The sequence below is a fragment of the Pseudonocardia sp. ICBG162 genome (genome assembly GCF_020496225.1).
In the GTDB taxonomy this organism is placed as follows: Bacteria; Actinomycetota; Actinomycetes; order Mycobacteriales; family Pseudonocardiaceae; genus Pseudonocardia; species Pseudonocardia alni.
Map to the genome: position 1 here is coordinate 1090421 of NZ_JAHLJD010000031.1, position 22098 is coordinate 1112518.

The window sequence follows — 22098 nt, forward strand, 5'->3', positions numbered from 1 at the left end:
CGGGTCCGATCCGCCGCACCCCGGAGGCACCGATGACCCCGACCACCACACCGACGGCCACCCCGGCGCCCACCGCCCCCGCGGGCCGCGGCGCCGTGCTGCGGCAGACCGTGGGCTCGCTGCTGGTGGACGCGGCGCTGCCCTACCTCGTCTACGTCGTGCTGACCGGGCAGGGCATGTCCGACGTCGCGGCGCTGGCCTGGTCCGCGCTGCCGCCCGCGCTGAACGTGCTGGTGCAGGCGGTGCGGCACCGCAGGCTCAACCCGGTCGGGGTGATCGTGCTGGTCACCATCGCGGCCGGGCTGGCGACGTCGCTGCTCAGCGGCGACGCCCGGTTCGCCGTCGCCCGCGACGCGATCCAGAGCATCGCGTTCGGACTGCTGCTCGCCGGGTCGCTGGTGGTCGGGCGCCGCCCGCTGGTGTTCCACGTGTGCCGCTTCTTCGGCAGCGCCCAGCGCCCCGACCTGCCCGCGCTGATGGAGCGCCAGTGGGCCGCCAACCCGGTGTTCCGCCGGACGCTGCGCCGCGCGACGGGCGTCGCCGCGTGCGTGATGGCGCTGGAGGCGACCCTGCGGATCACGCTGGCCTACACGCTGGCCCCGGTGGTGGCGCTGCCGATCCTGTCGGTGCAGTCGATCGTGATGTGGACGGGCCTGTCCGCGCTGCTGGTGGTCAGTGTGAAGCGGGCGGTGCGGGCGGGCCGGTGACCTCCAGCAGGTCCCGCAGCCGCTCCAGATCCGCGACGACGGCGGCGACGTCCGCGGCGTGGTCGGCGTCCGGTGCCCCGGGGGTGCGCCGGACGCCGAACACGACCTCGGCGCCGCCGGGGTGCTCCACCACCCGCATCGGGTTGTGGAAGCGCTCCCCGGTCGCGGTCAGCACGTCGTGGTCGAGCACGCCCCAGGTGTTCTCGGGGGCGAACCGGAGCTCGATCCCCCCGAGCGGGCCGCCGGGCACGACCCAGCGGCCGTCGCGCTCCTCGATGCGGTCCCCGACGCCGGCCGCCCACCGCGGCAGGTTCCGCGGGTCGCGGGCGAAGGCGTAGACCCGCTGCGGGTCGGCGCCGACGACGACCGACACCCAGCTCGCGGCGACGCTCACGCCCGCAGCCCCGCGAGCCGCCCGGCCGCCTGCTCCAGTACGTCGTCGCGCTTGCAGAACGCGAACCGCACGAACGGCCGGTAGGCCCGCGCCGCGTCGGGCGACGGGCAGAACACCGACACCGGGACGGCGGCGACCCCGCACAGCCCGGGCAGCTTCCAGGCCAGGTCGACGCCGTCGTCGAACCCGAGGGGGCGCGGGTCGGCGACCACGAAGTACGTCCCGCGCGGGGTGAGCACGTCGAACCCGGCCGCCCGCAGCCCGGCGGACAGTAGGTCCCGCTTGCGGGCCAGGTCCGCGGTGAGGCCGGTGTAGAAGTCGTCGCCCAGGGCCAGCGCGTGCGCGACGGCGGGCTGCAGCGGGGCGCCGCCGTGGAAGGTCAGGAACTGCTTGACCGCCCGCGGCGCGGCGACGAGCTCCGGCGGGCCGTGCACCCAGCCGACCTTCCAGCCGGTCACCGAGAACGTCTTGCCCGCCGAGGAGATCGTGAGGGTGCGGTCGGCGAGTCCGGGCAGCGACGCCATCGGCACGTGCCGGGCGTCGTCGAAGACCATGTGCTCGTACACCTCGTCGGTGACGACGACGGCGTCGTGCGCGACGGCGAGCTCCCCGACCCGGGTCAGCTGGTCGCGGGTGAGCACGGCGCCGGTCGGGTTGTGCGGGGTGTTGACCAGCACCACCCGGGTGCGGTCGGAGAACGCGGCGGCCAGCGCGTCGTCGTCGAAGCCGAAGTCGGGCGGGAGCAGCGGCACGGTCCGCAGCGTGGCGCCGGCCAGCGCGACGGCGGCGGCGTAGGAGTCGTAGGCGGGCTCGAAGGCGACGACCTCGTCGCCGGGGCCGCAGAGCCCGAGCAGGGTCGCGGCGATCGCCTCGGTCGCCCCCGTGGTGACGACGACGTCGGCCGGGTCGACCTCGAGGCCGTACCAGCGGTGCTGGTGCGCGGCGACGGCCTCGCGCAGCGCGGGTATGCCCGGGCCGGGCGGGTACTGGTTCAGGCCGCGCTCGGTGATGTTGGCGGCGGCGTCGGCAAGCAGGGAGGCCGGACCGTCGGTGTCCGGGAAGCCCTGGCCGAGGTTGATCGCACCGGTCTCGACCGCGAGGCGGGAGATCTCGGTGAAGATCGTCGAGGTGAACGGGCGCATGCGCTCGACCAGCATGGGCCCGACACTATCCGGGTGGGCGGGTGGCGCAGCTCCTGATCGAGGGTCTGCGCGAACCCGTGCCGGTCCACGGACGCCGGTGGGTTCCACCGCGCCGGGACGAGCTCCTCCGCCCGACCTAGTCGAGTCCGCGGACGATGTGGGACTCGTCGTCGTGCTGCTCGTCGGTCTCGATCGAGATGTCCTCGTTCATCGCATGGCCTCCTCACGGATGTCGGATGACGAATGATGGACACAGAGGAAGACGTCCGTCATCGGGAAAACGTTGCTGTACCGGCCTGTGGACCGATCCAGAATCACCCGACCGGGTGAGCGGACCTGCCCACCCGGTCGGGGTCGTTCCTCGTCCATGCGTCAGGTCTACCCGCCGATGCGGCCGACCAGGTGGAGCTTTTGCGCGTCCTTGGCGCTGCGCAGGGCCAGTCCCCACGCACCGCCTGCGGCCTGCTCGGTCACGAGCTCGGCCTTCGCCGGGAGCAGCACCGGCTTGCGGAAGACGACGTCGTAGGTGCAGGCGTCGGGGACCCGGCCCTCCAGCGCCGCGGCGGCGTGCGCCGCGGTCCACATGCCGTGCGCGATCGCCCGCGGGAAGCCCATCGCCTTCGCGGTGAGCGGGTGCAGGTGGATCGGGTTCACGTCACCGGAGACGGCCGCGTAGCGGCGCCCGATGTCGCCCGGGACCCGCCACAGCGCGTTCGCCGGACCGGTGGGCACCGGCGGCTCGGCGATGTCGGCCGTGCCGTCGCCGCCCGCCGGGCCGTCCGGGGCCGTCGCCCCGCGGGCCAGGTAGGTGCTGCGGCCCTCCCAGACGGTCTCCCCGTCCGCGGAGACCTCGCCGATCAGGTCCACCTGCGCACCCTTGGGGTGGCGGGTGAACCGCTCGGCCCACACCCGGACGTCGAGCGTCTCGGTCGGGGCGATCGCCCGGTGCACGGTGATCCGGTTGGCGATGTGCACCAGTCCGGGCAGCGGCAGCGGGAACGACCGGCCGGCCATCAGCACGACCTGCAGCGGGAAGGTGAGCATGTGCGGGTAGGTCATCGGCAGGGCGTTGCCGACCCGGAACCCGCAGACCCGGGCGTAGTCGGCGAGGTGCCCCTGCTCGACGGTCACGCCGCGGCGGACCAGCTCGGTCGCGGGCAGCGACCGGCCGGAGCCGCCGGGCAGCGCCGCCCGGGCGGCCGCGGAGGCGTAGTACGGCCCCAGCGACGGCGGGCCGGGCAGCTCGGTGACCTTCCGGTCCTCGGCCACGGTCATCAGGCCCCCAGCATCGACTGGCCGCAGACCCGCACGACCTGCCCGTTGAGCCCGCCGGACTCGGCGCGGCCGAACCAGCCGATGGCCTCGGCGACGTCGACCGGCAGCCCGCCCTGCTTGAGCGAGTTGATCCGGCGGCCGCCCTCGCGGGTGGCGACGGGCATCTTCGCGGTCATGTCGGTCTCGATGAACCCGGGTGCGACGGCGTTGATCGTCACGCCGCGCTCGGCGAAGCGCGGGGCGAGCGCGCGGACCATCCCGATCACACCGGCCTTCGAGGCGGCGTAGTTGGTCTGGCCGCGGTTGCCCGCGATGCCCGACTGCGACGACACGCAGACCACGCGGCCGGCCTCGTGCAGCGGGGAGCCCTTCGCCAGCAGCGCCTCGTTGATCGTCAGCTGGGCGCCCAGGTTGACCCCGAGGACCGAGTTCCAGCGGTCCTCGGTCATGTTCGCGAGCAGCTTGTCGCGGGTGATGCCCGCGTTGTGCACCACGATGTCGACGCCGTCGTGCCGGTCGGCGAGATGCGAGAGCAGCCGGTCCGCCGCGTCCGACGCGGTGATGTCCAGCTGCAGCGCGGTGCCGCCGGTGCGGTTCGCGGTGCGGGCCAGGCCCTCGCCGGCCGCCGGGATGTCGACGGCGACGATCGTCGCGCCGTCGCGGGCCAGGGTGTCGGCGATGGCCGCGCCGATGCCCCGTGCCGCCCCGGTGACCACCGCGATGCGCCCGGCGAGCGGCTGCTCCTCGGCGCGCGGGTCGTCGACCTCGGCCGGCTCCCGCGGGTTCCCGACCGGGGCGGCGACGTGCGCGACCTGGCCGTCGACGTAGGCGGAGCGGGCCGACAGGAAGAACCGGACCGACGAGTCGATCGCGGCCGGGGTCACGTCGGAGGTCACGACGAGCAGGTTCGCCGTCGCGCCGAACCGCAGCTCCTTGCCGATCGAGCGGACCAGGCCGTCGAGCGACTGGGCGACGGCGGCCGCCTCGGCCCCGGACGCCTCGGCGGGCTCGGCGCCGATCAGCAGCACCCGGCCCGAGGGCCCGAGCCTCTTCACCGCGGGGGTGAGGATCTGCTGGGCGGCGGCGAGGTCGGCCAGCGTCCGCGCTCCCGACAGGTCGACGACGACGCCGTGCAGCCGGTCCTCACCGACCGCCGTGAGCGCGGGGACACCCTGCTCCTCGACGAACGCGGTGACCGCCTTGGCGAAGCGGCCCTCGCCCACGGCCGCGACGAGCACGGGACCGGCGAGCAGCGGGTCGCCGGGACGGTGCCGGCGCAGGGTCGGCACCGTGGGCAGCCCGAGCTGCTTGGCGATGCCGGTGTTGGACAGGGTCGCGAGCAGGTCGCTCATGCCTTCTTCGCCTCCAGGATCGCGACGACGCCCTGGCCGCCCGCGGCGCAGATCGAGATCAGGCCGCGCTGGTCCTTCTTCTCCGTGTCGGCCTTCTCCCGCAGGAGCTTGGCCAGGGTGGCGACGATCCGCCCGCCGGTCGCGGCGAACGGGTGCCCCGCGGCGAGCGAGGAGCCCGCGACGTTGAGCTTCGCGTCGTCGATCGCGCCCAGCGGCGCGTCGAGGCCCAGGCGCTCCTTGCAGAAGCGCGGGTCCTCCCAGGCCTTGCGCTGCACGAGCACGACCGAGGCGAACGCCTCGTGGATCTCGTACAGGTCGAAGTCCTGCAGGGACAGGCCGTTGCGCTCGAGCATCCGCGGGACGGCGAACACCGGCGCGGTGAGCAGCCCGTCCGGGCCGTGCACGTAGTCCACGGCCGAGGTCTCGGCGTCGACGACGTGGGCCAGCACCGGCAGCTTGTGCTCGGCGGCCCACTCGTCGGAGCCGAGCAGGACGAGCGCGGCGCCGTCGGTCAGCGGCGTCGAGTTGCCCGCAGTCATCGTGGCGTCCGGGCCCTTCCCGAAGACCGGCTTGAGCTTCGCCAGCTTCTCCACCGAGGAGTCCGCGCGCAGGTTGTTGTCGCGGGTCAGCTTGAGGTACGGCGTGACGAGGTCGTCGAAGAAGCCGCGGTCGTAGGCGGCGGCCAGGTTGTGGTGGCTGCGCGCGGTCAGCTCGTCCTGCTCGGTGCGGCCGATGCCCCACTCCAGCGCGGTGCGCGCCGCGTGCTCGCCCATCGACAGGCCGGTGCGGGGCTCGGAGTTCTCGGGGATGTCCGGGACGATCTGGCCCGGCCGCAGCTGCCCGACCAGCTTGAGCCGGTCCACCGCCGTCTTCGCGGCGTTGAGCTTGACCAGCACGCGACGCAGGTCGTCGTTCAGCGCGATCGGCGCGTCGGACGCGGTGTCCACACCGCCGGCGACGCCGGACTCGATCTGGCCGAGCGCGATCTTGTTGGCGACGGCGATCGTCGCCTCCAGGCCGGTGCCGCAGGCCTGCTGCACGTCGTAGGCCGCGGTGGCGGGGTTCAGCCGGGAACCGAGGACCGCCTCGCGGGTCAGGTTGAAGTCGCGGGAGTGCTTGAGCACGGCGCCGGCCACGACCTCACCCAGGCGCTCGCCGGCCAGCCCGAAGCGGGCCACCAGACCGTCGAGCGTCGTGGTGAGCATGTCGAGGTTCGAGGCGGAGGCGTAGGCACCGTTGGCCCGCGCGAACGGGATGCGGTTGCCGCCGATGACGGCGGCGCGCCGGGTGCTGGCTGGCATGGGGGTCGTCCCTCCTGGATCGGGTCCCGCCCCACCCGATCGGGTCGCCGCGCTGCACGCGGCTCCGGGCGGGCGGAGCATCAGCTCGTGGTTCGTCGTTACCACGGGGTAGCCGGTACTCAAGGTACACGGTACTATGGGTTTCGTGAAGGCCGGACGGGACAGACGCGACAGCCGATGGGACGCCCACCGCGAGCAGCGGCGGGTGGCACTCGTCGGGTCCGCGATCGGAGCCATCCGCCGGCACGGCGCCAGCATCGGGATGGACGAGATCGCCGCGTCCGCCGGGACCAGCAAGACCGTGATCTACCGGCACTTCGGCGACCGGGCCGGCCTCTACACCGCGATCTGCGAGTCGGTGGCCGGCGTCCTGCTGGCCGAGGTCCGGCGGGCCACCGCCGAAGCCCTGTCCGACACCGGGCGCGGGCCGCGTGCGGCCGTCGCGGCCGGCATCGACGCCTACCTCAGGCTGATCGAGATCGACCCGGAGCTGTACCGGTTCGTGGTACAGCGACCGCTGCTCACCCAGGGCACCACCCGGCGTGCCCCCACCGCCGACACCGGCCGCACCGAGGCGAGCGACCCGGTCAACGACCTCGTGACCGTGATCGGCGACGAGGTGGCGGTGGTCATCACCGGCAACCTCGGCACCGCGGCGGGGGCCGGCACCGACCCGCGGGCCGCGGCCCGCATCTGGGGCCACGCGATCGTCGGCCTCGTCCGGGGGGCGGCCGACGACTGGCTCGCCCGCCCGGACGGCACCCCGCGCGAGCGGATCGCCGCCCATCTCACCGACCTGGCCTGGTCCGGACTGTCCGGCCTGGCATCGCACGTGCAGCAGGAGGTTCAGTCATGACCCGCAGCACCCTTCCGAGCCCCGACGCCGTCCCCGCCGAGGCGCTCCGCACCGTCGTCGACGGGCGCTGGGCCCGGGCCCGGCAGGAGACCCGCGAGCAGCTGGCGGCCAACGCCGAGATGCGCGCGGACCCCGACCTGACCTCGGCGCAGTACCGCGAGTGGATCACCGACTCGCTGAAGTTCCTGACGTCCTCGGGCCGCCCGCACACCGGGTTCGACCCGTCGGTCGGCGGCCAGGGCGACGTCGGCGGGGTCGTCGCCGCGTTCGCGATGCTCGCCTACGGCGACCTGTCGCTGCTGGTCAAGGCCGGTGTGCAGTGGGGCCTGTTCGGCGGCGCGGTCCAGGTGCTCGGCACCGAGCGGCACCACGAGCAGTACCTCCGCAAGATCATCGACGGCGAGCTGCTCGGCTGCTTCGCGATGACCGAGACCGGGCACGGCTCGGACGTCCAGCACCTGCACACCACCGCGACCTACGACCGGGAGGCGGGCGAGTTCGTCGTCCACACCCCGTACCCGCAGGCCCGCAAGGAGTACATCGGCAACGCCGCGCGGGACGGCCGGATGGCGGTCGTGTTCGCCCAGCTGATCACCGGCGACGAGAAGCCCGGCGTGCACGCCTTCCTCGTGCCGCTGCGCGACAGCGACGGCAAGGCCCTGCCCGGCGTGCAGATCGGCGACGACGGCCGCAAGGCCGGACTCAACGGCGTCGACAACGGACGGCTGGCCTTCGACCACGTCCGCATCCCGCGCGAGAACCTCCTCAACCGCTTCGCCGACGTCGCCCCGGACGGGACGTACTCGTCGTCGATCGAGAACGAGACGGCACGGTTCTTCTCCATGCTCGGCACGCTGGTCCGCGGCCGCATCTCGGTGGCGGGCGGCGCCGGCGCGGCGACCGAGAAGGCGCTCACCCTGGCCGTGCGGTTCGGCGAGCGCCGTCGCCAGTTCGCCAACCCGGCGACCGGCGAGGAGATCGCCGTCCTCGACTACCTCGCCCACCAGCAGAAGCTGCTGCCCGCGCTGGCGACCACGTTCGCCCTGCACTTCACCCAGGACGACCTGGTCCAGCGGATGCACGACATCCAGGCCCCCGGTGCCGGACCGGTCGGCGCACGCGAGCAGCGCACGCTCGAGCAGTCCGCCGCCGGGATCAAGGCGATCGCGACCTGGCACGCCACGCACACCATCCAGACCTGCCGGGAGGCCTGCGGCGGCGCGGGCTACCTGGAGGAGAACCTGCTGCCCGCCCTCAAGGCGGACACCGACGTGTTCACCACGTTCGAGGGCGACAACACGGTCCTGCTCCAGCTGCTGGCCAAGGAGCTGCTGTCGGACTACGGCCGCACGATCAAGAAGGGCAACCCGCTCGAGATCGCGCCGCTGCTCGGCCGTCAGCTCGCCGGGGTGCTGGCCGAGCACACCGGGGCCGCGTCGCTGACCCGGCGGCTCCCGTTCCGCGGGATCGACCTGACCGACCGCGCGCGCCGCCGGGAGCTGCTCGCGGTCCGTCGCGAGGACACCCTGGCCGCCGCGATCCGCAACCTGGCACCGGCCATGCGCAAGGGCAACGACGAGTTCGCCGTCTTCAACTCCGCCCAGGACCTGCTGCTCGCCGCGGCCCGGGCGCACGTGGACACGCTGGTGGAGGCGTCGTTCGCGGACAAGCTCGTGACCGTCGGCGACCCGGCGGTGCGCGCGCTGCTCGAGCGGGTCTACGACCTGCACGTGCTCACCGTGATCGACCGCGAGCGGGCCTGGTACCTGGAGACCGGCCGGCTCACCGCGGCCGAGTCCCGCTCGATCCGGCCGCTGGTCAACGCGCTGTGCGCCGAGCTGCGGCCCTACGCCCGCACGCTGGTCGACGGCTTCGGCGTCCCGGAGGAGTGGCTGGCCTGCCCGATGCTCGACGACGAGGCGTGGGCCCCCGCCCCCGGCCGTCCGGCCGAGCCCCTGACCGACCAGGTCGAGACCGGCTGAGCCGCGACCACCCCGCACGACCGACGGCCGGCCCCGGGAGCTTCCGGGGCCGGCCGTCGGTCGTGTGCCTCGGAAGTTCGCGGAGACCGGCGTCGCCCGAATCCTGGACAAAGTAGATCCTGGATACGTAGTATCCGGAACATGCGGATGAGCCAGGGCGTCGAGTGGGCACTGCACTGCTGCCTGAACCTCGCCTGGGTCGGCGGGCCGGTGCCCGGCGCCCGGCTGGCCGGCTTCTACGACCTCCCGCCCGCCTACCTGAACAAGCAGCTCCAGGCCCTGGTCCGGGCCGGGATCTGCGAGTCGGTGCCCGGCCCGCGCGGCGGCTTCCGCCTCGCCCGGGACCCGGCGGAGGTGTCCCTGCTCGACGTCGTCGTCGCACTGGAGGGACCGGAGGAGGCGTTCCGCTGCACCTCCATCCTCGGCGCGGCGCCGGGTGGGGACCCGGCGCTCGACTACTCCGGCCACTGTGCGATCTCGCTGTCCATGCGCTCGGCCGAGCTCGCCTGGCGTCGCGAGCTGGCCGGCCGCTCGCTCGCCGAGGTCGCCGCGGACGTCGTCCGCACCGCCCCGGACGCACCGCAGCGCGTCCGGGCCGCACTCGCACCGTGACCGCACCACCGACGAACGCCACCGACCCGGAGGGAACCACCATGGAACCGCGCATCGCCCGGCCCTACCGCCACGTCCCGGACAGCTACCGCGCCCTGACCGCGCTGGAGGCCTCCACCCGCGACGACGCCGTCCTCCCGCACGCCCTGCAGGAGCTCGTGCGGCTGCGGGCGTCGCAGATCAACGGCTGCGGCTTCTGCATGGACATGCACTCGCACGACGCGCTGGACTCCGGCGAGACCGTCGAGCGCCTGTTCTCCGTCGCCGCCTGGCGGGAGGCCCCGTGGTTCACCCGCGAGGAGCGGGCCGCGCTGGCCCTCACCGAGGAGGTGACCCGGCTGGCCGACCGGCCCGACGCCGTCCCGGACGCGGTGTGGGACGAGGCCGCCGCGGTGTTCGACGAGCGGGCCCTGACCCTGCTGGTCACCACGATCGCGACGATCAACGCCTGGAACCGGATCAGCGTCGCCACCCGGCAGGTCGCAGGGAGCCACCGACGCACCGCATCCGCGAGTCGCGACTGATACATTAGTCGTCACCCACAGGCCTGCTGCGCGCCTGATCCTGCGCTGGGGCAACATCGTTTCCGAGCCCCGCACGCGTGGGTAGCCTGACTCGTTCTGCTGTCGTTGTGTTCCAGATGAGGTGCCCGTGTCCCCCACCCCGGTCAACAGCGCCCCGATCCACCCCCCGGTCGATACCGAGGAGTCCGATCTGCGCGTCTCGGATCGGAAGACCTCCGCCGCCGGGGCGAAGGCCGTTGCGATCTCCATGAAGCGCTCCCTCGCCGAACAGGGCGTGGTGAAGACCGCCAAGAACCTGCTCACGATGAACCAGGTCGACGGCTTCGACTGCATGAGCTGCGCCTGGCCGGACCCGGCCCCGGGCGAGCGGCACACCGCCGAGTTCTGCGAGAACGGCGCGAAGGCCGTGTCCTGGGAGGGCGACCGCCGCCGGGTCACCCCCGAGTTCTTCGCCGAGCACTCCATCGCCGACCTGCGGGACCGCAGTGCGCACTGGCTGGAGAGCCAGGGCAGGCTGACCCACCCGATGGTCCGCCGGGCCGGCGGCACGCACTACGAGCCCATCTCGTGGGACGACGCGTTCGACCTGGTCGGGACCCACCTGCGCGCCCTGTCGAGCCCGGACGAGGCGCTGTTCTACACCTCCGGCCGAGCCTCGAACGAGGCCGCGTTCGTCTACCAGCTGTTCGCCCGCGCCTACGGCACGAACAACCTGCCCGACTGCTCGAACATGTGCCACGAGTCGACCTCGGTCGGCCTGGCCGAGGCGATCGGCGTCGGCAAGGGCTCGGTCTCGCTGCAGGACCTGCACGACGCCGACCTGATCGTCATCTCCGGGCAGAACCCGGGCACCAACCACCCACGCATGCTGTCGGCGCTGGAGACGGCCAAGAAGAACGGCGCGCGGATCCTCGCGGTCAACCCGCTGCCCGAGGCCGGGCTGTTCAAGTTCGACAACCCGCAGACCCCGCGCGGCATGTCCGGCATCGGCACCCACCTGGCCGACGAGTTCCTGCAGATCCGCAGCAACGGCGACCTCGCGCTGTGGCAGGCGTTCGGGCACCTGCTGCTCGCCGCCGAGGACCGCAACCCGGGCAGCGTGCTGGACCGCGACTTCATCGAGCGGCACACGAACGGCTTCGAGGCCTACGCCGCGCACGTGAAGGACCTGGACCGCGACGCCGTCGTCGCCGCGACCGGGCTCACCTGGGGCGAGATCGAGAAGGCCGCGGAGATGCTCGCGACCTCGAAGCGGATCGTGAACTGCTGGGCGATGGGCATCACCCAGCACCGCAACGCCGTGAACACGATCAAGGAGATGGTGAACGTCGCCCTGCTCCAGGGCATGATCGGCAAGCCGGGCGCGGGCCTGTGCCCGGTCCGTGGTCACTCCAACGTGCAGGGCGACCGCACGATGGGCATCTGGGAGCGGGTCGCGGACAGCTTCCTCGACGCGATCCGCGACGAGTTCGGCTTCGAGCCGCCCCGCGAGCACGGCCACGACTCGGTCGCGGCGGTGCAGGCGATGGCCGACGGGCGGGCGAGTGTGTTCGTCGGCCTGGGCGGCAACTTCTCCCAGGCGATGTCGGACACCGGCGTCACCGAGCCGGCGCTGGAGCGCTGCGCGCTGACCGTGCAGATCTCGACCAAGCTGAACCGGTCGCACGTCGTCGCGGGGACCGACGCGCTGATCCTGCCCGCGCTGGGGCGCACCGAGAAGGACCTGACCGGCGGCCGGGCGCAGCGGGTCACCGTCGAGGACTCGATGTCGGCGGTGCACGCCTCGCACGGCCGCTCCGAGCCGGCCGGTGAGCTGCTGCGTTCCGAGGTCGACATCCTGTGCGGGATCGCGCGGGCCACCCTCGGCGCCGACCACCTCGTCCCGTGGGCCGACTTCGCCGCCGACTACGACCGCATCCGCGACCGGATCGGCCGGGTCGTCCCGGGCTGCGAGGCCTACACCGAGAAGATCGCCCGCTCCGGCGGGTTCACCCTCGCCCACCCGCCGCGGGACAGCCGCACCTTCCCGACGGCGTCGGGCAAGGCGGAGTTCACCGTCAGCCCGCTGGAGGTGCTGACGCTGCCCGAGGGCCGCCTGGTCCTGCAGAGCCTGCGCAGCCACGACCAGTTCAACACCACGATCTACGGCCTGGACGACCGCTACCGCGGCATCCACTCCGGCCGCCGGGTCGTGTTCATCTCCGACGCCGACCTGCGCGAGCTGGGCTTCGCCGACGGCGACCGGGTGAATCTGGTCAGCGAGTGGACCGACGGCAGCGAGCGGCGCGCGGACGACTTCCGGCTGGTGTCGTACTCGACGCCGAAGGGCTGCATCGCCGCGTACTACCCGGAGACGAACCCGCTGATCCCGCTCGAGTCCTACGCGGAGTCCTCGCGCTGCCCGACGTCGAAGTGGGTGCAGGTGCGACTGGAGCCCGCCACCCGGTGATCGACGTGTGAGCGCGCTCACCCGTCCGGTGATGTCCGGGCGGAATCGGCGTCACCCCTCGTGAGGTTGCACCGTTCGGCCACACGAGGGGGGACGTCCGAGTGACCACCACTGCAGTCACCGCGCCGAGCCGATTACGGATCGCGCTGATCCTGGGCGCGTTGATCGCGCTCGGTCCACTGACGATCGACACGTACCTGCCCGCGCTGCCGGACGTCGGGCGCGACCTCGTCGCGTCCGAGCCGGTCGTGCAGCTGACGCTGACCGGCACGCTCGCCGGTCTCGCGCTCGGCCAGCTGGTGATCGGCCCGCTGTCCGACGCCTACGGCCGGCGCCGGCTCCTGCTCGCCGGCACCGCCGTGCACGTGCTGGCCTCCGCGCTGGTCGCCCTCGCCCCGAGCATCGAGCTGCTGGCGGTGCTGCGGGTGCTGCAGGGCGTCGGCGCCTCGGCGGGCGCGGTGATCGGTCTCGCCGTGGTGCGCGACCTGTTCACCGGCCGGGCCGCAGCGACCATGCTCTCGCGGCTGATCCTGGTGATGGGCGCCTTCCCGGTGCTCGCCCCGACCCTCGGCGCCGCCCTGCTCAACTGGGTCTCCTGGCGCGGGGTCTTCCTGTTCCTGGCCGGCTACGGCCTGGTCATGCTGGCCGTGGTCACCTCGGGGCTGCCCGAGACCCTCCCCGTCTCCCGACGCCGGTCGGCCCGGTTCGGCCCCACCCTGCGGACCTACGGCGGGCTGCTGCGCGACCGGACCTTCGTCGGGCTGGTGCTCGTCGCCGGGCTCGCGATGGGCGCGCTGTTCAGCTACGTCTCCGGCGCCGCGTACGTCTACCAGCAGCAGTTCGGGATGGACCAGCAGACGTTCGGCATCGCCTTCGGCGCCGGCGCGATCTGGCTGGTCGTCGGCACCCAGCTCAACCCGGTGGTGCTGCGCCGCTTCGAGCCCCGCCAGGTGATGTCGACCGCCGTCGCCGCGGGGGTGCTCGTCGGGCTCGTGCTGGCCGTGCTCACCGCGACCGGCACCGGCGGCCTGCCCGCCGTGCTCGCCGGGGTGTGGGCACTGCTGCTGGCCTGTGGCTTCGTCCTGCCGAACGCGCCCGCGCTGGCGCTGGCCCGGCACGGCGAGTCCGCCGGGACGGCGTCGGCGCTGCTGGGGTCGCTGCAGTTCGGGATCGGCGCCGCGACCTCGCCCGTGGTCGGGCTGCTCGGCAACGACGCGGCCGCGATGGGCACCGCCATGTTCGGCGCGATCGCGCTCGCCGGGATCGCGCTGGTCGTCGTCGCACGGCCGTGGACGCTGCCGGACCTGAACGAGGAGCCCGGGCTCGCGGCCGCGTGAGAGCCCGCACTTGACCTGAAGTCAACTTCAGTTCGTAGCGTGCCGCACCATGGACGCGAGCACCTGGACGGCCCTGCGCAACGCGAGCACCGAGCCCGGCAGGCGCACCCGCCCGGCCGGGGAGACGGCCCGTCGGATCCTGGCCTTCGCCCGGCCGCACCGGCGGCGGATCGCGGCGTTCCTCGCCGTGAGCACCGCCGCCGCCGTGCTGACGGTGGCGGTGCCGCTGCTGGCCGGGCGGGCCACCGACGCGGTGACCCGCGGCGAGCCGCTGTCGGTGCTCGCGCTGCTGGCCGGGCTGATGGCGGCCGTCGCGCTGGTCGAGGCGGCGCTGTCGATGCTGACCCGCTGGTACTCGGCGAACCTCGGCGAGAGCCTGATCCACCAGCTCCGGACCACCGTGTTCGACCACGTGCAGCGGATGCCGGTCGCGTTCTTCACCCGCACCCGCACCGGCGCTCTGGTGTCGCGGCTGAACTCCGACGTGCTCGGGGCGCAGCGGGCGTTCTCCGACACCCTCGCCGGGGTGGTGTCCAACGTCGTCGTGCTGGTGCTGACCCTCGCCGCGATGCTGGTGATCTCCTGGCCGGTGACCCTGCTGGTGACGCTGCTGCTGCCGGCGTTCCTGGTCCCGGCCCGGCTGATGGGGCGGCGGCTGGCCGCGCTGGAGCGGGCGGCCGCGGACCACAACGCGGCGATGAGCACCCGGATGACCGAGCGGTTCTCCGCGCCCGGCGCCACCCTGATCACGCTGTTCGGCCGCCCGGAGCGCGAGTCCGCGGAGTTCGCCGAACGGGCCGACCGGGTCCGTGCGATCGGGGTGCGCTCGGCGATGCTGCAGTGGACGTTCGTGACGGCGCTGACGCTCGCGTCGTCGCTGGCCGTCGCCGTCGTCTACGGGGTCGGGGGCGGGTTCGCGCTGGCCGGGGCGCTGTCGGCGGGGAACGTCGTGGCGCTCGCGCTGCTGCTGACCCGGCTCTACCAGCCGCTGACCGCGCTGGCCGGCGCCCGGATGGAGATCATGACCGTGCTGGTCAGCTTCGAGCGGGTGCTCGAGGTGCTCGACCTGGAGCCGATGATCACCGACGCCCCGGACGCGCGCCCGGTGCCCGACGGGCCGGTCGGCGTCGAGTTCGACCGGGTCTCGTTCGCCTACCCGACCGCCGACCAGGTGTCGCTGGCGTCGCTGGAGGAGGTCGCGACGCTCGACACCCGCGGCGGCGAGCAGGTGCTGCACGACGTCTCGTTCCGCGCGGCGCCCGGGGCGGTGGTGGCGGTCGTCGGGTCGTCGGGGGCCGGGAAGTCCACGGTCGCCCAGCTGCTCGCCCGCCTCTACGACGTCGGCGACGGCGCGGTCCGGATCGGCGGGGTGGACGTGCGCGAGCTGACGACCGCCTCGGTGCACCGCGCGGTCGGGTTCGTGACCCAGGACGGGCACCTGCTCCACGACACGGTGGCGGCGAACCTGCGGATCGGGGCACCGGAGGCCACGGACGCCGAGCTGTGGGCGGCGCTGCGCCGGGCCCGGCTCGACGGCCTGGTGGCGGCCCTGCCGGACGGACTCGGGACCGTCGTCGGGGAGCGGGGGTACCGGCTGTCCGGCGGGGAGCGCCAGCGGATGACGATCGCGCGGGTGCTGCTGGCCCGGCCGCGGATCGTGGTGCTGGACGAGGCCACGGCCAGCCTGGACACCACCTCGGAGGCCGCGGTGCAGGCGGCGCTGGCCGAGGCGCTGGACGGGCGGACCGCGCTCGTCATCGCGCACCGGCTGTCCACCGTCCGCCACGCAGACGAGATCCTCGTGCTCGAACAGGGCCGGATCGTCGAGCGCGGGGACCACGCCGGGCTGCTCGCCCGGGGCGGGCGCTACGCCGAGCTGTGGGCCGGGGCGCCGGCCGCGGCCTAGCGGAAGTCCTCCGGCGACACCTCGTCGATGAACTCGCGGAACTCCTGCATCTGCTGCTCCGGCGGGCCGGCGGTGGCCGCGCGGGCCTGCGCGGCGGCGCCGGTGGTGTCGTCGCCGTCGGGGGGCAGGACGTCGTCGACGGCCTGGCCGACCTCGTCGAGCACGTGCTCGGCCATCCCGATCGGCAGCCCCTCCCGGACGGCCAGCGACAACGCGTCCGACGGTCGCACGGCCAGCCGGGTGCCGCCGTCGAAGACCAGCTCGGCGGTGTAGACGCCGTCGACGAGGTCCGAGATCTCGACCTGTTCCAGGGTGCGGCCCAGGGCCTCCACGACCGGGAGCAGCACGTCCTGGGTGAGCGGGGTGCCCTCGTCGTCGCGCGGGCCCACGGCGATGACCTCGGCCTGCGGGGGCCGCAGGAACACCGGCACGCAGCGGTCGCCGTCGGCCTCGCCGAGCAGCAGCACCGGCTGGCGCGACCGGGCATGCACGATCAGGCGAAGGACGTGCATCCTCCGAGTCATTCGCACAGTGTCCCCCGCGACGGCAGGTGACGGAAGTCTCAGAAAGAGACGCCCCCTCAGCCCCGGGCGAGCCAGGGCATCGTCGTCGCCGCGACGGTCAGGAACTGCACGTTCGCCTCCGGCGGCAGCCCGGCCATGTAGACGACGGCGTCGGCCACGTGCCGGACGTCGAAGGTGGCCTCCGGCCGCACCGAGCCGTCGGCCTGCTTGGCGCCGGTCGCGATGCCCGCGGTCATCTCGGTGGCGGCGTTGCCGATGTCGATCTGACCGCAGGCGATGCCGAACCCGCGGCCGTCGAGCGAGAGCGACTTGGTCAGCCCGGTGATCGCGTGCTTGGTGGCGGTGTAGGGCGCGCTGCCCGGCCGGGGGACGTGCGCGGAGATCGAGCCGTTGTTGATGATCCGCCCGCCCTGCGGGTCCTGGGCCCGCATCGCCGCGAACGCCGCCCGGGCGCAGAGGAACGAGCCGGTGAGGTTGACCGCGACGGCCGCGTTCCAGTCCTCGACGGAGATCTCGTCGACGGTGCCGCCCGCGCCGAACGTGCCGGCGTTGTTGACCAGCAGGTCGACCCGGCCCCAGCGCTCGTGCACCGCGGCGAACAGGGCGTCGACCGAGGCGGGGTCGGTGACGTCGGTGGGGACGGCGAGCGTCCCGTCGCGGCCCGCCGCGACCCCGGTCAGGGGCTCACGCCGGCGCCCGGCCAGTGCGACCCGCCAGCCGGCGTCGAGCAGGCCGCGGGTCACCGCCTCGCCGATGCCCGACCCGGCCCCGGTCACCACCGCCACCCCGCTCATGGGCCCACCCTGCCACGCGCCGACCGGTGACCCCGGACACAGATCGTCACGCGGGCGGCCCGGGCGGTGTCGGAGTCCCGACAGCGCACACACGGGAGGAGAGCGACATGGACGCGACGGTGCTGGTGGTCGGAGCGGGGTACGCGGGGGTCGCTGCGGCGAACCGGATCGCGGCGGGCGGGACGGCGGTCACGGTCGTCGACCCGCGGGAGGAGTTCGTCGAGCGGGTGCGGCTGCACCGGCTCGCCGCGGGCACCGGGGCGGCGACGGTCCCGCTGCGCGAGGTCCTGCACCGGCGGGTCCGCACCCGCGCGGCGCGGGTCACCCGGATCGGGGACGGCACGGCGACCCTCGACGACGGCGACGTGCTGCGGTTCGATCGGCTCGTGTACGCGGTCGGCAGCGGGGCGGGGACGGCCCCGGACGGCGCGCTGCGGGTGGACACCCTGGAGGGCGCCCGCCGGGTGCACGACGCCGCCGCGGCCCTGCCCGACGGGGCGGTCGTCGCCGTCGTCGGGGCGGGGCTGACCGGGCTGGAGACGGCCACCGAGCTCGCCGCCGCCCGGCCCGGCCTGCGCGTGCGGCTGCTGTCGGCGGGCCCGGTCGCCGCGGAGCTGCCCGCCCGCAGCCGGGACCGGGTCCGCGCCCGGCTGGCGTCGCTGGGGGTGGAGGTCGGTGAGGGCGTCACGGTGACCGACCCGGCCGCGCTCGGCGCCGAACTGGTCGTGTGGACCACGACGCCCGCGGTCCCGGGGCTGGCCCGGGACTCCGGCCTGCCCGTCGACGACGACGGCCGCCTGCGCACCGACGCCACGCTCACCTGCACCGGCGACGCCCGGATCGTCGGCGCGGGCGACGCCGTCGCCGCCCCACCGGAGGTCGGGCTGGTCCGCGCGAGCTGCCAGGCCGCCCTCCCGCTCGGGGTCGCCGCGGCACGGACCGTGCTCGCGGGCCTGCGCGGACGCCCCGCACCGGCGGCCTCGGTGTCCTACGCCGCGCAGTGCCTGGCGCTCGGGCCGGATGCCGCGCTGATCCAGCTCGTGGACCGCCACGACGTGCCCCGGCCGGTCGCGCTCGGCGGCGGCGCGGCGGCCGTGGTGAAGGAGCAGGTGTGCCGCTATGCGCTGCGCCGGGCCCGGGGGCGGGTGGCCTGAGGTGGACCCGCTCGCCGAGTTCGACCGTCACCGCGGCCTGCTGTTCGCCGTCGCCTACGAGATCCTCGGCAGCGTCGCCGACGCCGAGGACGTGCTGCAGGACAGCTGGCTGCGCTGGTCGGCCACCGCGCACGACGAGGTGGGGAACCCGCGGGCGTACCTGGCGCGGGTGGTGTCGCGGCAGGCGCTGAACCGGCTGCGCACCGTGGCCCGGGCCCGGGAGACCTACCCGGGACCGTGGCTGCCCGACCCGCTGCCGACCGGCGACGACGGCGCCGCCGACCGCGCCCTGCGCACCGACGACGTGACCGTCGCGATGCTGCTCGTGCTGGAGACTCTCGCCCCGGAGGAGCGTGCGGTGTTCGTGCTGCGGGAGGCCTTCGGCACCGGCTACGACGAGATCGCCGCCGCGACCGGGCGCCCGGTCGCCACGGTCCGGCAGATCGCGCGCCGGGCGCGCGAGCACGTGCGGGCCCGCCGGCCGCGCTTCACCGTGCCCCCGGACCGGGCCCGTCGGGTGGCGGAGGCGTTCGTCGGGGCGGCGCTGGGCGGCGACGTCGCGGCGCTGACCGCGCTGCTGGCCCCCGAGGTCGTCTCGCTCGCCGACGGCGGCGGCGCGGTGTCGGCGGCCCGGCGCCCGATCCGCGGGGCGGAGAAGGTCGCGCGGTTCCTCGTCGGGCTGGCGGCGCGGCCGCTGCCGGGTGCGCTGACCGGCGCCGCGGAGTTCAACGGGCTCCCCGCGGTGGTGGTGCGGGGGCCGGACGGCGTCGACAGCGTCGTGCTCATCGAGGTGTCCGAGGTGGACGGGGCCGACCTGGTCACCGCGGTCTACGCGGTACGCAACCCGGAGAAGCTCGCCCACCTGTGAGCACCCGGGCCCGGGTGCCGGCCGGCGGCACCTCGGGCTCTCTCCCGCCGTCTCGCGCGCACGCTAGAGAAGCGCAGACGACCCGAGCGGGCGGGCGCACGTAGCGTTCTCTAGCCCTGTCTCGGATCGTCCCGAGAGAAGCGCAGACGAGTGCATCGACCGTCGATCCGACTCTGTACCGCTTTCTCGCACCAGCACTAGATAGCGTCATACGACGACATCGACACACGCGCATGCCATCGCATACAGCCGTCTAGAACGGTCGCGAGAGATCCGGATACGGGACGATCGACCTGATGCGCTGCTCCTCTCACGGTGGCGTCGCCGCAGCGTAGCAGCCCTCTGTCGAACGTGTGTGCGAGGGCCCGGATCAGCTCCGGAAGGCGGCGAGGGCGTCGGCCGTGCCCGCGAGCCCGTGCCGGCGCACCCGTCCGGCGGGCTCCCCGACGACCCGCGAGAAGGCCCGCGCGAACGCCGCCTCGGAGCGGTAGCCGAACCGGTGGGCCGCCTGCGCCACCGTCCCACTCCCCCCTGACAGGAACTCGGCGGCGGCGTGCATCCGCCACCGGGTCACGTAGCCCATCGCGGACTCGCCGACGAGCTCGGTGAACCGGGCGGAGAACGCCGACCGCGACATGGCCGCCGTCGCGGCGAGCGCGGCGACCGTCCAGTCCCGCTCCGGCTCGCGGTGCACCGCGGCGAGCGCGCGGCCGATCCGGTCGTCGGCGAGCGCCCCGAGCCAGCCGGTGCGGGTGGCCGCGTCGGCCTGCAGCCGGCCGCGCACCGCCTGGAGGACCAGCACGTCGGCCAGCCGGGTGATCACCGCGTCGCTGCCGGGGCCGCCGTGCTCGACCTCCGCGGCCAGCAGCCGCAGTGTGTCCTGCACCCGGTCCCCGATCGGCGACGGCTCGACCCGGACGAGGTCGGGCAGGCTCGCGACGAGGTCGCCCGCGGCGGGGTGGGAGAACCGGACCGCGCCGCACACCATCCGGGTCACCGGACCGTCGCCGCCGTGCCGGAGCAGGGCGTAGCGCCCGTCGAGCATCGGGTGCGGGATCGACCGGATGTCCGGGGCGGACACACCGGGCGCGCTGCGCAGCACGTGCCCGGTCCCCCGCGGTACGACGACGAGCTCGCCGGGCCGCAGCGCGCGGTCGGCCCCGTCCCCGGTCCCGTCCCCGCCGCCGGCGCCGGCGCCGGCGCCGGCGCCGGCGCCGTCGACGGTGAGCCGGCACCCGCCGGAGGTGACGACGTGGAACCAGAGGCAGCCCGGCGTCGGCGGCAGCGTCATCCCCCACGGCTCGCCGAGCTCGGAGCGGCAGTAGAAGACGCCGTCCATCCGCAGCACGTGCAGCGCCTCCCCGAGCGGGTCGGCGGCCGGGAACGGCGGCGCGGTGGACACGGTGCACAGCATGACAGTCCGTCCACAGCTCATCCCCACCTGTGGACGAACGAGCATCAGTTGTGGATCCATAGCCATTCTCCGTCCGGTCGACGGCGGTGATCGTGGACGGACACCGACGAGAGGAGTTCGACATGATCACCGTGCTGGGTGCGACCGGGAACGTGGGATCGCAGGTCGTCCGGGAGCTGACCGCGGCCGGGGTGGACGTCCGCGCCGTCGCGCGCCGCCCGGCCGTCGCCGCGCCGGGGGTGCGGCCGTGGCCCGGTGACCTGGGCGACCGGGCGTTCCTGCGCCGGGCGTTCGACGGCGCGGCCGCCGCGTTCGTGCTGCTGCCGTTCGACGTCACCGGGCCCGACCACGCCGCCCACCAGGCCCGGCTCGGGGAGTCGGTCGTCGCCGCGCTGCGGGACGCGGCCGTGCCCCGGGTCGTCGCGCTGAGCTCGCTCGGGGCGGAGGTTCCGGGCGGCCCCGACCTCGCCGCGACCGGGTACCTGGGCAGCCTGCACGACCAGGAGGCCCGGCTGGCGACGCTCGACGCGCACGTCACCCGGGTCCGGCCGGGCCTGTTCCTGGAGTCCTTCCTGTGGTCGGTCGACGCCATGCGGGCGCACGGGGTGCACGCGGACTCGGTCGACCCGGACGTCGCGCTGCCGATGGTCGCCACCCGCGACGTCGGCCGGGCCGCCGCCGCGGCACTGCTCGCCCCGGACGCGCCGGGGGCCGTCGAGGTGCAGGGCGCGGCGGACCGGACGGTGCCCGACGCCGTCGCCGCGCTCGGGCCCGCGCTGGGCCTGCCGGACCTGGCCTACGTGCGCGTCCCGGACGAGGAGATGGAGCGGCTGCTGCGCGGGGCCGGGCTGTCCGCGGACGGGGCGCGGCTGCACGTCGCGATGAACCGGGCGTTCAACCGCGGGGAGATCCGCGCGCACGGCCCGCGGGGCGCCGTCGACGGCGTGCTGACCGTCGAGGAGTGGGCGGCGGGGGTGGCGGGATGACCGGCGTCCTCGACGGCGCCACCCTCACCGGGGCCGGCCTGCTCGGCGGGGTCTACCTGGCCTTCTCGGTCGCGGTGCTCCCCGCCCTGCGTCGTCGCCCCGCCGCGGAGGCGGTCGCGGTGATGCGCGGGGTGAACCGGGTGATCGTGAACCCGGTGTTCGGGACGCTGTTCGCCGGCACCGCACTGCTCGCCGGCGCGGTGACGGTGGCCGGGGCGCTCGGCGGGCAGCCGCTGCGGATCGCGGGCGGGGTCGCGGTGCTGGCCGGGTTCGCCGTGACCGCCGCGGTGAACATCCCGCTCAACAACGCCCTGGAGCGCGACGGCGACTGGGCCGCGTTCGCCCCGCGGTGGAGCGCCGCGAACCACCTCCGGGGGGCGTTCTCGGCACTCGGCGTGGCCCTGCTGCTGCTCTGAGTCGAACGTGTGTGCGACATCTCGGGGACCCGTCTGGCGTCTGCCGGGGCGGGCGGGGCACGCTGGTCGCCGCGCCCGCTCCCCCGGGTGCGGACCGGCCGTCGC

Annotated in this window: 20 protein-coding genes; 12 read left to right on the forward strand and 8 right to left on the reverse strand. The window is 74.5% G+C overall.

Annotation, left to right across the window (positions count from 1 at the left end; translation table 11 throughout):
• Positions 1–32: 32 nt before the first annotated feature.
• Complete coding sequence (locus KPL60_RS29985) at positions 33–707, forward strand: VC0807 family protein (RefSeq protein ID WP_226354190.1); 675 nt, start codon at positions 33–35, stop codon at positions 705–707.
• Here KPL60_RS29985 and KPL60_RS29990 read toward each other — a convergent pair.
• The 5 genes from KPL60_RS29990 to KPL60_RS30010 form a co-directional block, all read right to left on the reverse strand.
• The gene (locus KPL60_RS29990; RefSeq protein ID WP_226367889.1) at positions 673–1101 is read right to left on the reverse strand and encodes an SRPBCC family protein; all 429 of its coding nucleotides are present in this window, start codon (positions 1099–1101) and stop codon (positions 673–675) included. The genes KPL60_RS29985 and KPL60_RS29990 overlap by 35 nt on opposite strands.
• On the reverse strand, positions 1098–2258 hold the full coding sequence (locus tag KPL60_RS29995) for a pyridoxal phosphate-dependent aminotransferase (RefSeq protein WP_226367890.1): 1161 nt from the start codon (positions 2256–2258) through the stop codon (positions 1098–1100). The genes KPL60_RS29990 and KPL60_RS29995 overlap by 4 nt, the downstream gene beginning before the upstream one ends.
• A gap of 363 nt (positions 2259–2621) precedes the next feature.
• Positions 2622–3518, reverse strand: coding sequence for a MaoC/PaaZ C-terminal domain-containing protein (locus KPL60_RS30000; protein WP_226367891.1), 897 nt, complete (start codon positions 3516–3518; stop codon positions 2622–2624).
• Positions 3518–4870 (reverse strand): 3-oxoacyl-ACP reductase, encoded by a 1353-nt coding sequence (locus KPL60_RS30005; protein WP_226367892.1) that lies wholly within the window; start codon positions 4868–4870, stop codon positions 3518–3520. Before KPL60_RS30005 ends, KPL60_RS30000 begins: the two co-directional genes overlap by 1 nt.
• Positions 4867–6171, reverse strand: coding sequence for an acetyl-CoA C-acetyltransferase (locus KPL60_RS30010; RefSeq protein WP_226354195.1), 1305 nt, complete (start codon positions 6169–6171; stop codon positions 4867–4869). The genes KPL60_RS30005 and KPL60_RS30010 overlap by 4 nt, the downstream gene beginning before the upstream one ends.
• Before the next feature lie 136 nt (positions 6172–6307).
• Here KPL60_RS30010 and KPL60_RS30015 point away from each other — a divergent pair, with 136 nt between their 5' ends.
• From KPL60_RS30015 to KPL60_RS30045, 7 genes are all read left to right on the forward strand, one after another.
• Positions 6308–7027, forward strand: a complete 720-nt coding sequence (locus KPL60_RS30015; protein WP_226367893.1) for a TetR family transcriptional regulator — start codon at positions 6308–6310, stop codon at positions 7025–7027.
• Complete coding sequence (locus KPL60_RS30020; protein WP_226367894.1) at positions 7024–9009, forward strand: acyl-CoA dehydrogenase; 1986 nt, start codon at positions 7024–7026, stop codon at positions 9007–9009. The genes KPL60_RS30015 and KPL60_RS30020 overlap by 4 nt, the downstream gene beginning before the upstream one ends.
• A 141-nt stretch (positions 9010–9150) precedes the next feature.
• Positions 9151–9621: an Rrf2 family transcriptional regulator gene (locus KPL60_RS30025; protein ID WP_226367895.1), complete on the forward strand. Its 471-nt coding sequence runs from the start codon at positions 9151–9153 to the stop codon at positions 9619–9621.
• A 41-nt stretch (positions 9622–9662) separates the two neighbouring features.
• Positions 9663–10145, forward strand: coding sequence for a carboxymuconolactone decarboxylase family protein (locus KPL60_RS30030; RefSeq protein ID WP_226368271.1), 483 nt, complete (start codon positions 9663–9665; stop codon positions 10143–10145).
• Positions 10146–10272: 127 nt separating this feature from the next.
• The gene (locus tag KPL60_RS30035) at positions 10273–12594 is read left to right on the forward strand and encodes an FdhF/YdeP family oxidoreductase (RefSeq protein WP_226367896.1); all 2322 of its coding nucleotides are present in this window, start codon (positions 10273–10275) and stop codon (positions 12592–12594) included.
• 101 nt (positions 12595–12695) lie between these two features.
• The gene (locus tag KPL60_RS30040) at positions 12696–13931 is read left to right on the forward strand and encodes a multidrug effflux MFS transporter (protein WP_226367897.1); all 1236 of its coding nucleotides are present in this window, start codon (positions 12696–12698) and stop codon (positions 13929–13931) included.
• Between the two features lie 49 nt (positions 13932–13980).
• Positions 13981–15837, forward strand: a complete 1857-nt coding sequence (locus KPL60_RS30045) for an ABC transporter ATP-binding protein (RefSeq protein WP_226367898.1) — start codon at positions 13981–13983, stop codon at positions 15835–15837.
• On the opposite strand, the gene KPL60_RS30050 is transcribed toward KPL60_RS30045, so the two are convergent.
• On the reverse strand, positions 15834–16349 hold the full coding sequence (locus KPL60_RS30050) for a bifunctional nuclease family protein (protein ID WP_226367899.1): 516 nt from the start codon (positions 16347–16349) through the stop codon (positions 15834–15836). The two genes, KPL60_RS30045 and KPL60_RS30050, sit on opposite strands and share 4 nt — an antisense overlap.
• Positions 16350–16417: 68 nt before the next feature.
• Positions 16418–17155: an SDR family oxidoreductase gene (locus KPL60_RS30055; RefSeq protein ID WP_226354204.1), complete on the reverse strand. Its 738-nt coding sequence runs from the start codon at positions 17153–17155 to the stop codon at positions 16418–16420.
• 107 nt (positions 17156–17262) lie between these two features.
• On the opposite strand from KPL60_RS30055, the gene KPL60_RS30060 reads away from it, so the two are divergent.
• Both KPL60_RS30060 and sigJ read left to right on the forward strand, forming a co-directional pair.
• Positions 17263–18309, forward strand: a complete 1047-nt coding sequence (locus tag KPL60_RS30060; RefSeq protein ID WP_226367900.1) for an FAD-dependent oxidoreductase — start codon at positions 17263–17265, stop codon at positions 18307–18309.
• Between the two features lies 1 nt (position 18310).
• Positions 18311–19177, forward strand: coding sequence for an RNA polymerase sigma factor SigJ (sigJ, locus tag KPL60_RS30065; protein ID WP_226367901.1), 867 nt, complete (start codon positions 18311–18313; stop codon positions 19175–19177).
• A 370-nt stretch (positions 19178–19547) separates the two neighbouring features.
• Here the strand turns inward: sigJ and KPL60_RS30070 are convergent, their stop codons facing one another.
• Positions 19548–20579, reverse strand: coding sequence for an AraC family transcriptional regulator (locus KPL60_RS30070; RefSeq protein WP_226367902.1), 1032 nt, complete (start codon positions 20577–20579; stop codon positions 19548–19550).
• A gap of 134 nt (positions 20580–20713) precedes the next feature.
• Here KPL60_RS30070 and KPL60_RS30075 point away from each other — a divergent pair, with 134 nt between their 5' ends.
• Together KPL60_RS30075 and KPL60_RS30080 are read left to right on the forward strand one after the other, a co-directional pair.
• The gene (locus KPL60_RS30075; RefSeq protein ID WP_226367903.1) at positions 20714–21577 is read left to right on the forward strand and encodes an NAD(P)H-binding protein; all 864 of its coding nucleotides are present in this window, start codon (positions 20714–20716) and stop codon (positions 21575–21577) included.
• Positions 21574–21993: a DUF1772 domain-containing protein gene (locus tag KPL60_RS30080; protein ID WP_226354209.1), complete on the forward strand. Its 420-nt coding sequence runs from the start codon at positions 21574–21576 to the stop codon at positions 21991–21993. The genes KPL60_RS30075 and KPL60_RS30080 overlap by 4 nt, the downstream gene beginning before the upstream one ends.
• Positions 21994–22098: the final 105 nt, after the last annotated feature.

Excerpts from the sequence above, each read along its gene's own strand:
- KPL60_RS30005 (WP_226367892.1), bottom strand. The coding sequence starts at position 4,870 with ATGAGCGACCTGCTCGCGACCCTGTCCAACACCGGCATCGCCAAGCAG.
- KPL60_RS30055 (WP_226354204.1), bottom strand. The coding sequence starts at position 17,155 with ATGAGCGGGGTGGCGGTGGTGACCGGGGCCGGGTCGGGCATCGGCGAG.
- KPL60_RS30080 (WP_226354209.1), top strand. The coding sequence starts at position 21,574 with ATGACCGGCGTCCTCGACGGCGCCACCCTCACCGGGGCCGGCCTGCTC.
- KPL60_RS30030 (WP_226368271.1), top strand. The coding sequence starts at position 9,663 with ATGGAACCGCGCATCGCCCGGCCCTACCGCCACGTCCCGGACAGCTAC.
- KPL60_RS30075 (WP_226367903.1), top strand. The coding sequence starts at position 20,714 with ATGATCACCGTGCTGGGTGCGACCGGGAACGTGGGATCGCAGGTCGTC.
- KPL60_RS29985 (WP_226354190.1), top strand. The coding sequence starts at position 33 with ATGACCCCGACCACCACACCGACGGCCACCCCGGCGCCCACCGCCCCC.
- KPL60_RS30010 (WP_226354195.1), bottom strand. The coding sequence starts at position 6,171 with ATGCCAGCCAGCACCCGGCGCGCCGCCGTCATCGGCGGCAACCGCATC.
- KPL60_RS30015 (WP_226367893.1), top strand. The coding sequence starts at position 6,308 with ATGGGTTTCGTGAAGGCCGGACGGGACAGACGCGACAGCCGATGGGAC.
- KPL60_RS30000 (WP_226367891.1), bottom strand. The coding sequence starts at position 3,518 with ATGACCGTGGCCGAGGACCGGAAGGTCACCGAGCTGCCCGGCCCGCCG.
- KPL60_RS30025 (WP_226367895.1), top strand. The coding sequence starts at position 9,151 with ATGCGGATGAGCCAGGGCGTCGAGTGGGCACTGCACTGCTGCCTGAAC.
- KPL60_RS30045 (WP_226367898.1), top strand. The coding sequence starts at position 13,981 with ATGGACGCGAGCACCTGGACGGCCCTGCGCAACGCGAGCACCGAGCCC.
- KPL60_RS30020 (WP_226367894.1), top strand. The coding sequence starts at position 7,024 with ATGACCCGCAGCACCCTTCCGAGCCCCGACGCCGTCCCCGCCGAGGCG.
- KPL60_RS30060 (WP_226367900.1), top strand. The coding sequence starts at position 17,263 with ATGGACGCGACGGTGCTGGTGGTCGGAGCGGGGTACGCGGGGGTCGCT.
- KPL60_RS29995 (WP_226367890.1), bottom strand. The coding sequence starts at position 2,258 with ATGCTGGTCGAGCGCATGCGCCCGTTCACCTCGACGATCTTCACCGAG.
- KPL60_RS30050 (WP_226367899.1), bottom strand. The coding sequence starts at position 16,349 with ATGCACGTCCTTCGCCTGATCGTGCATGCCCGGTCGCGCCAGCCGGTG.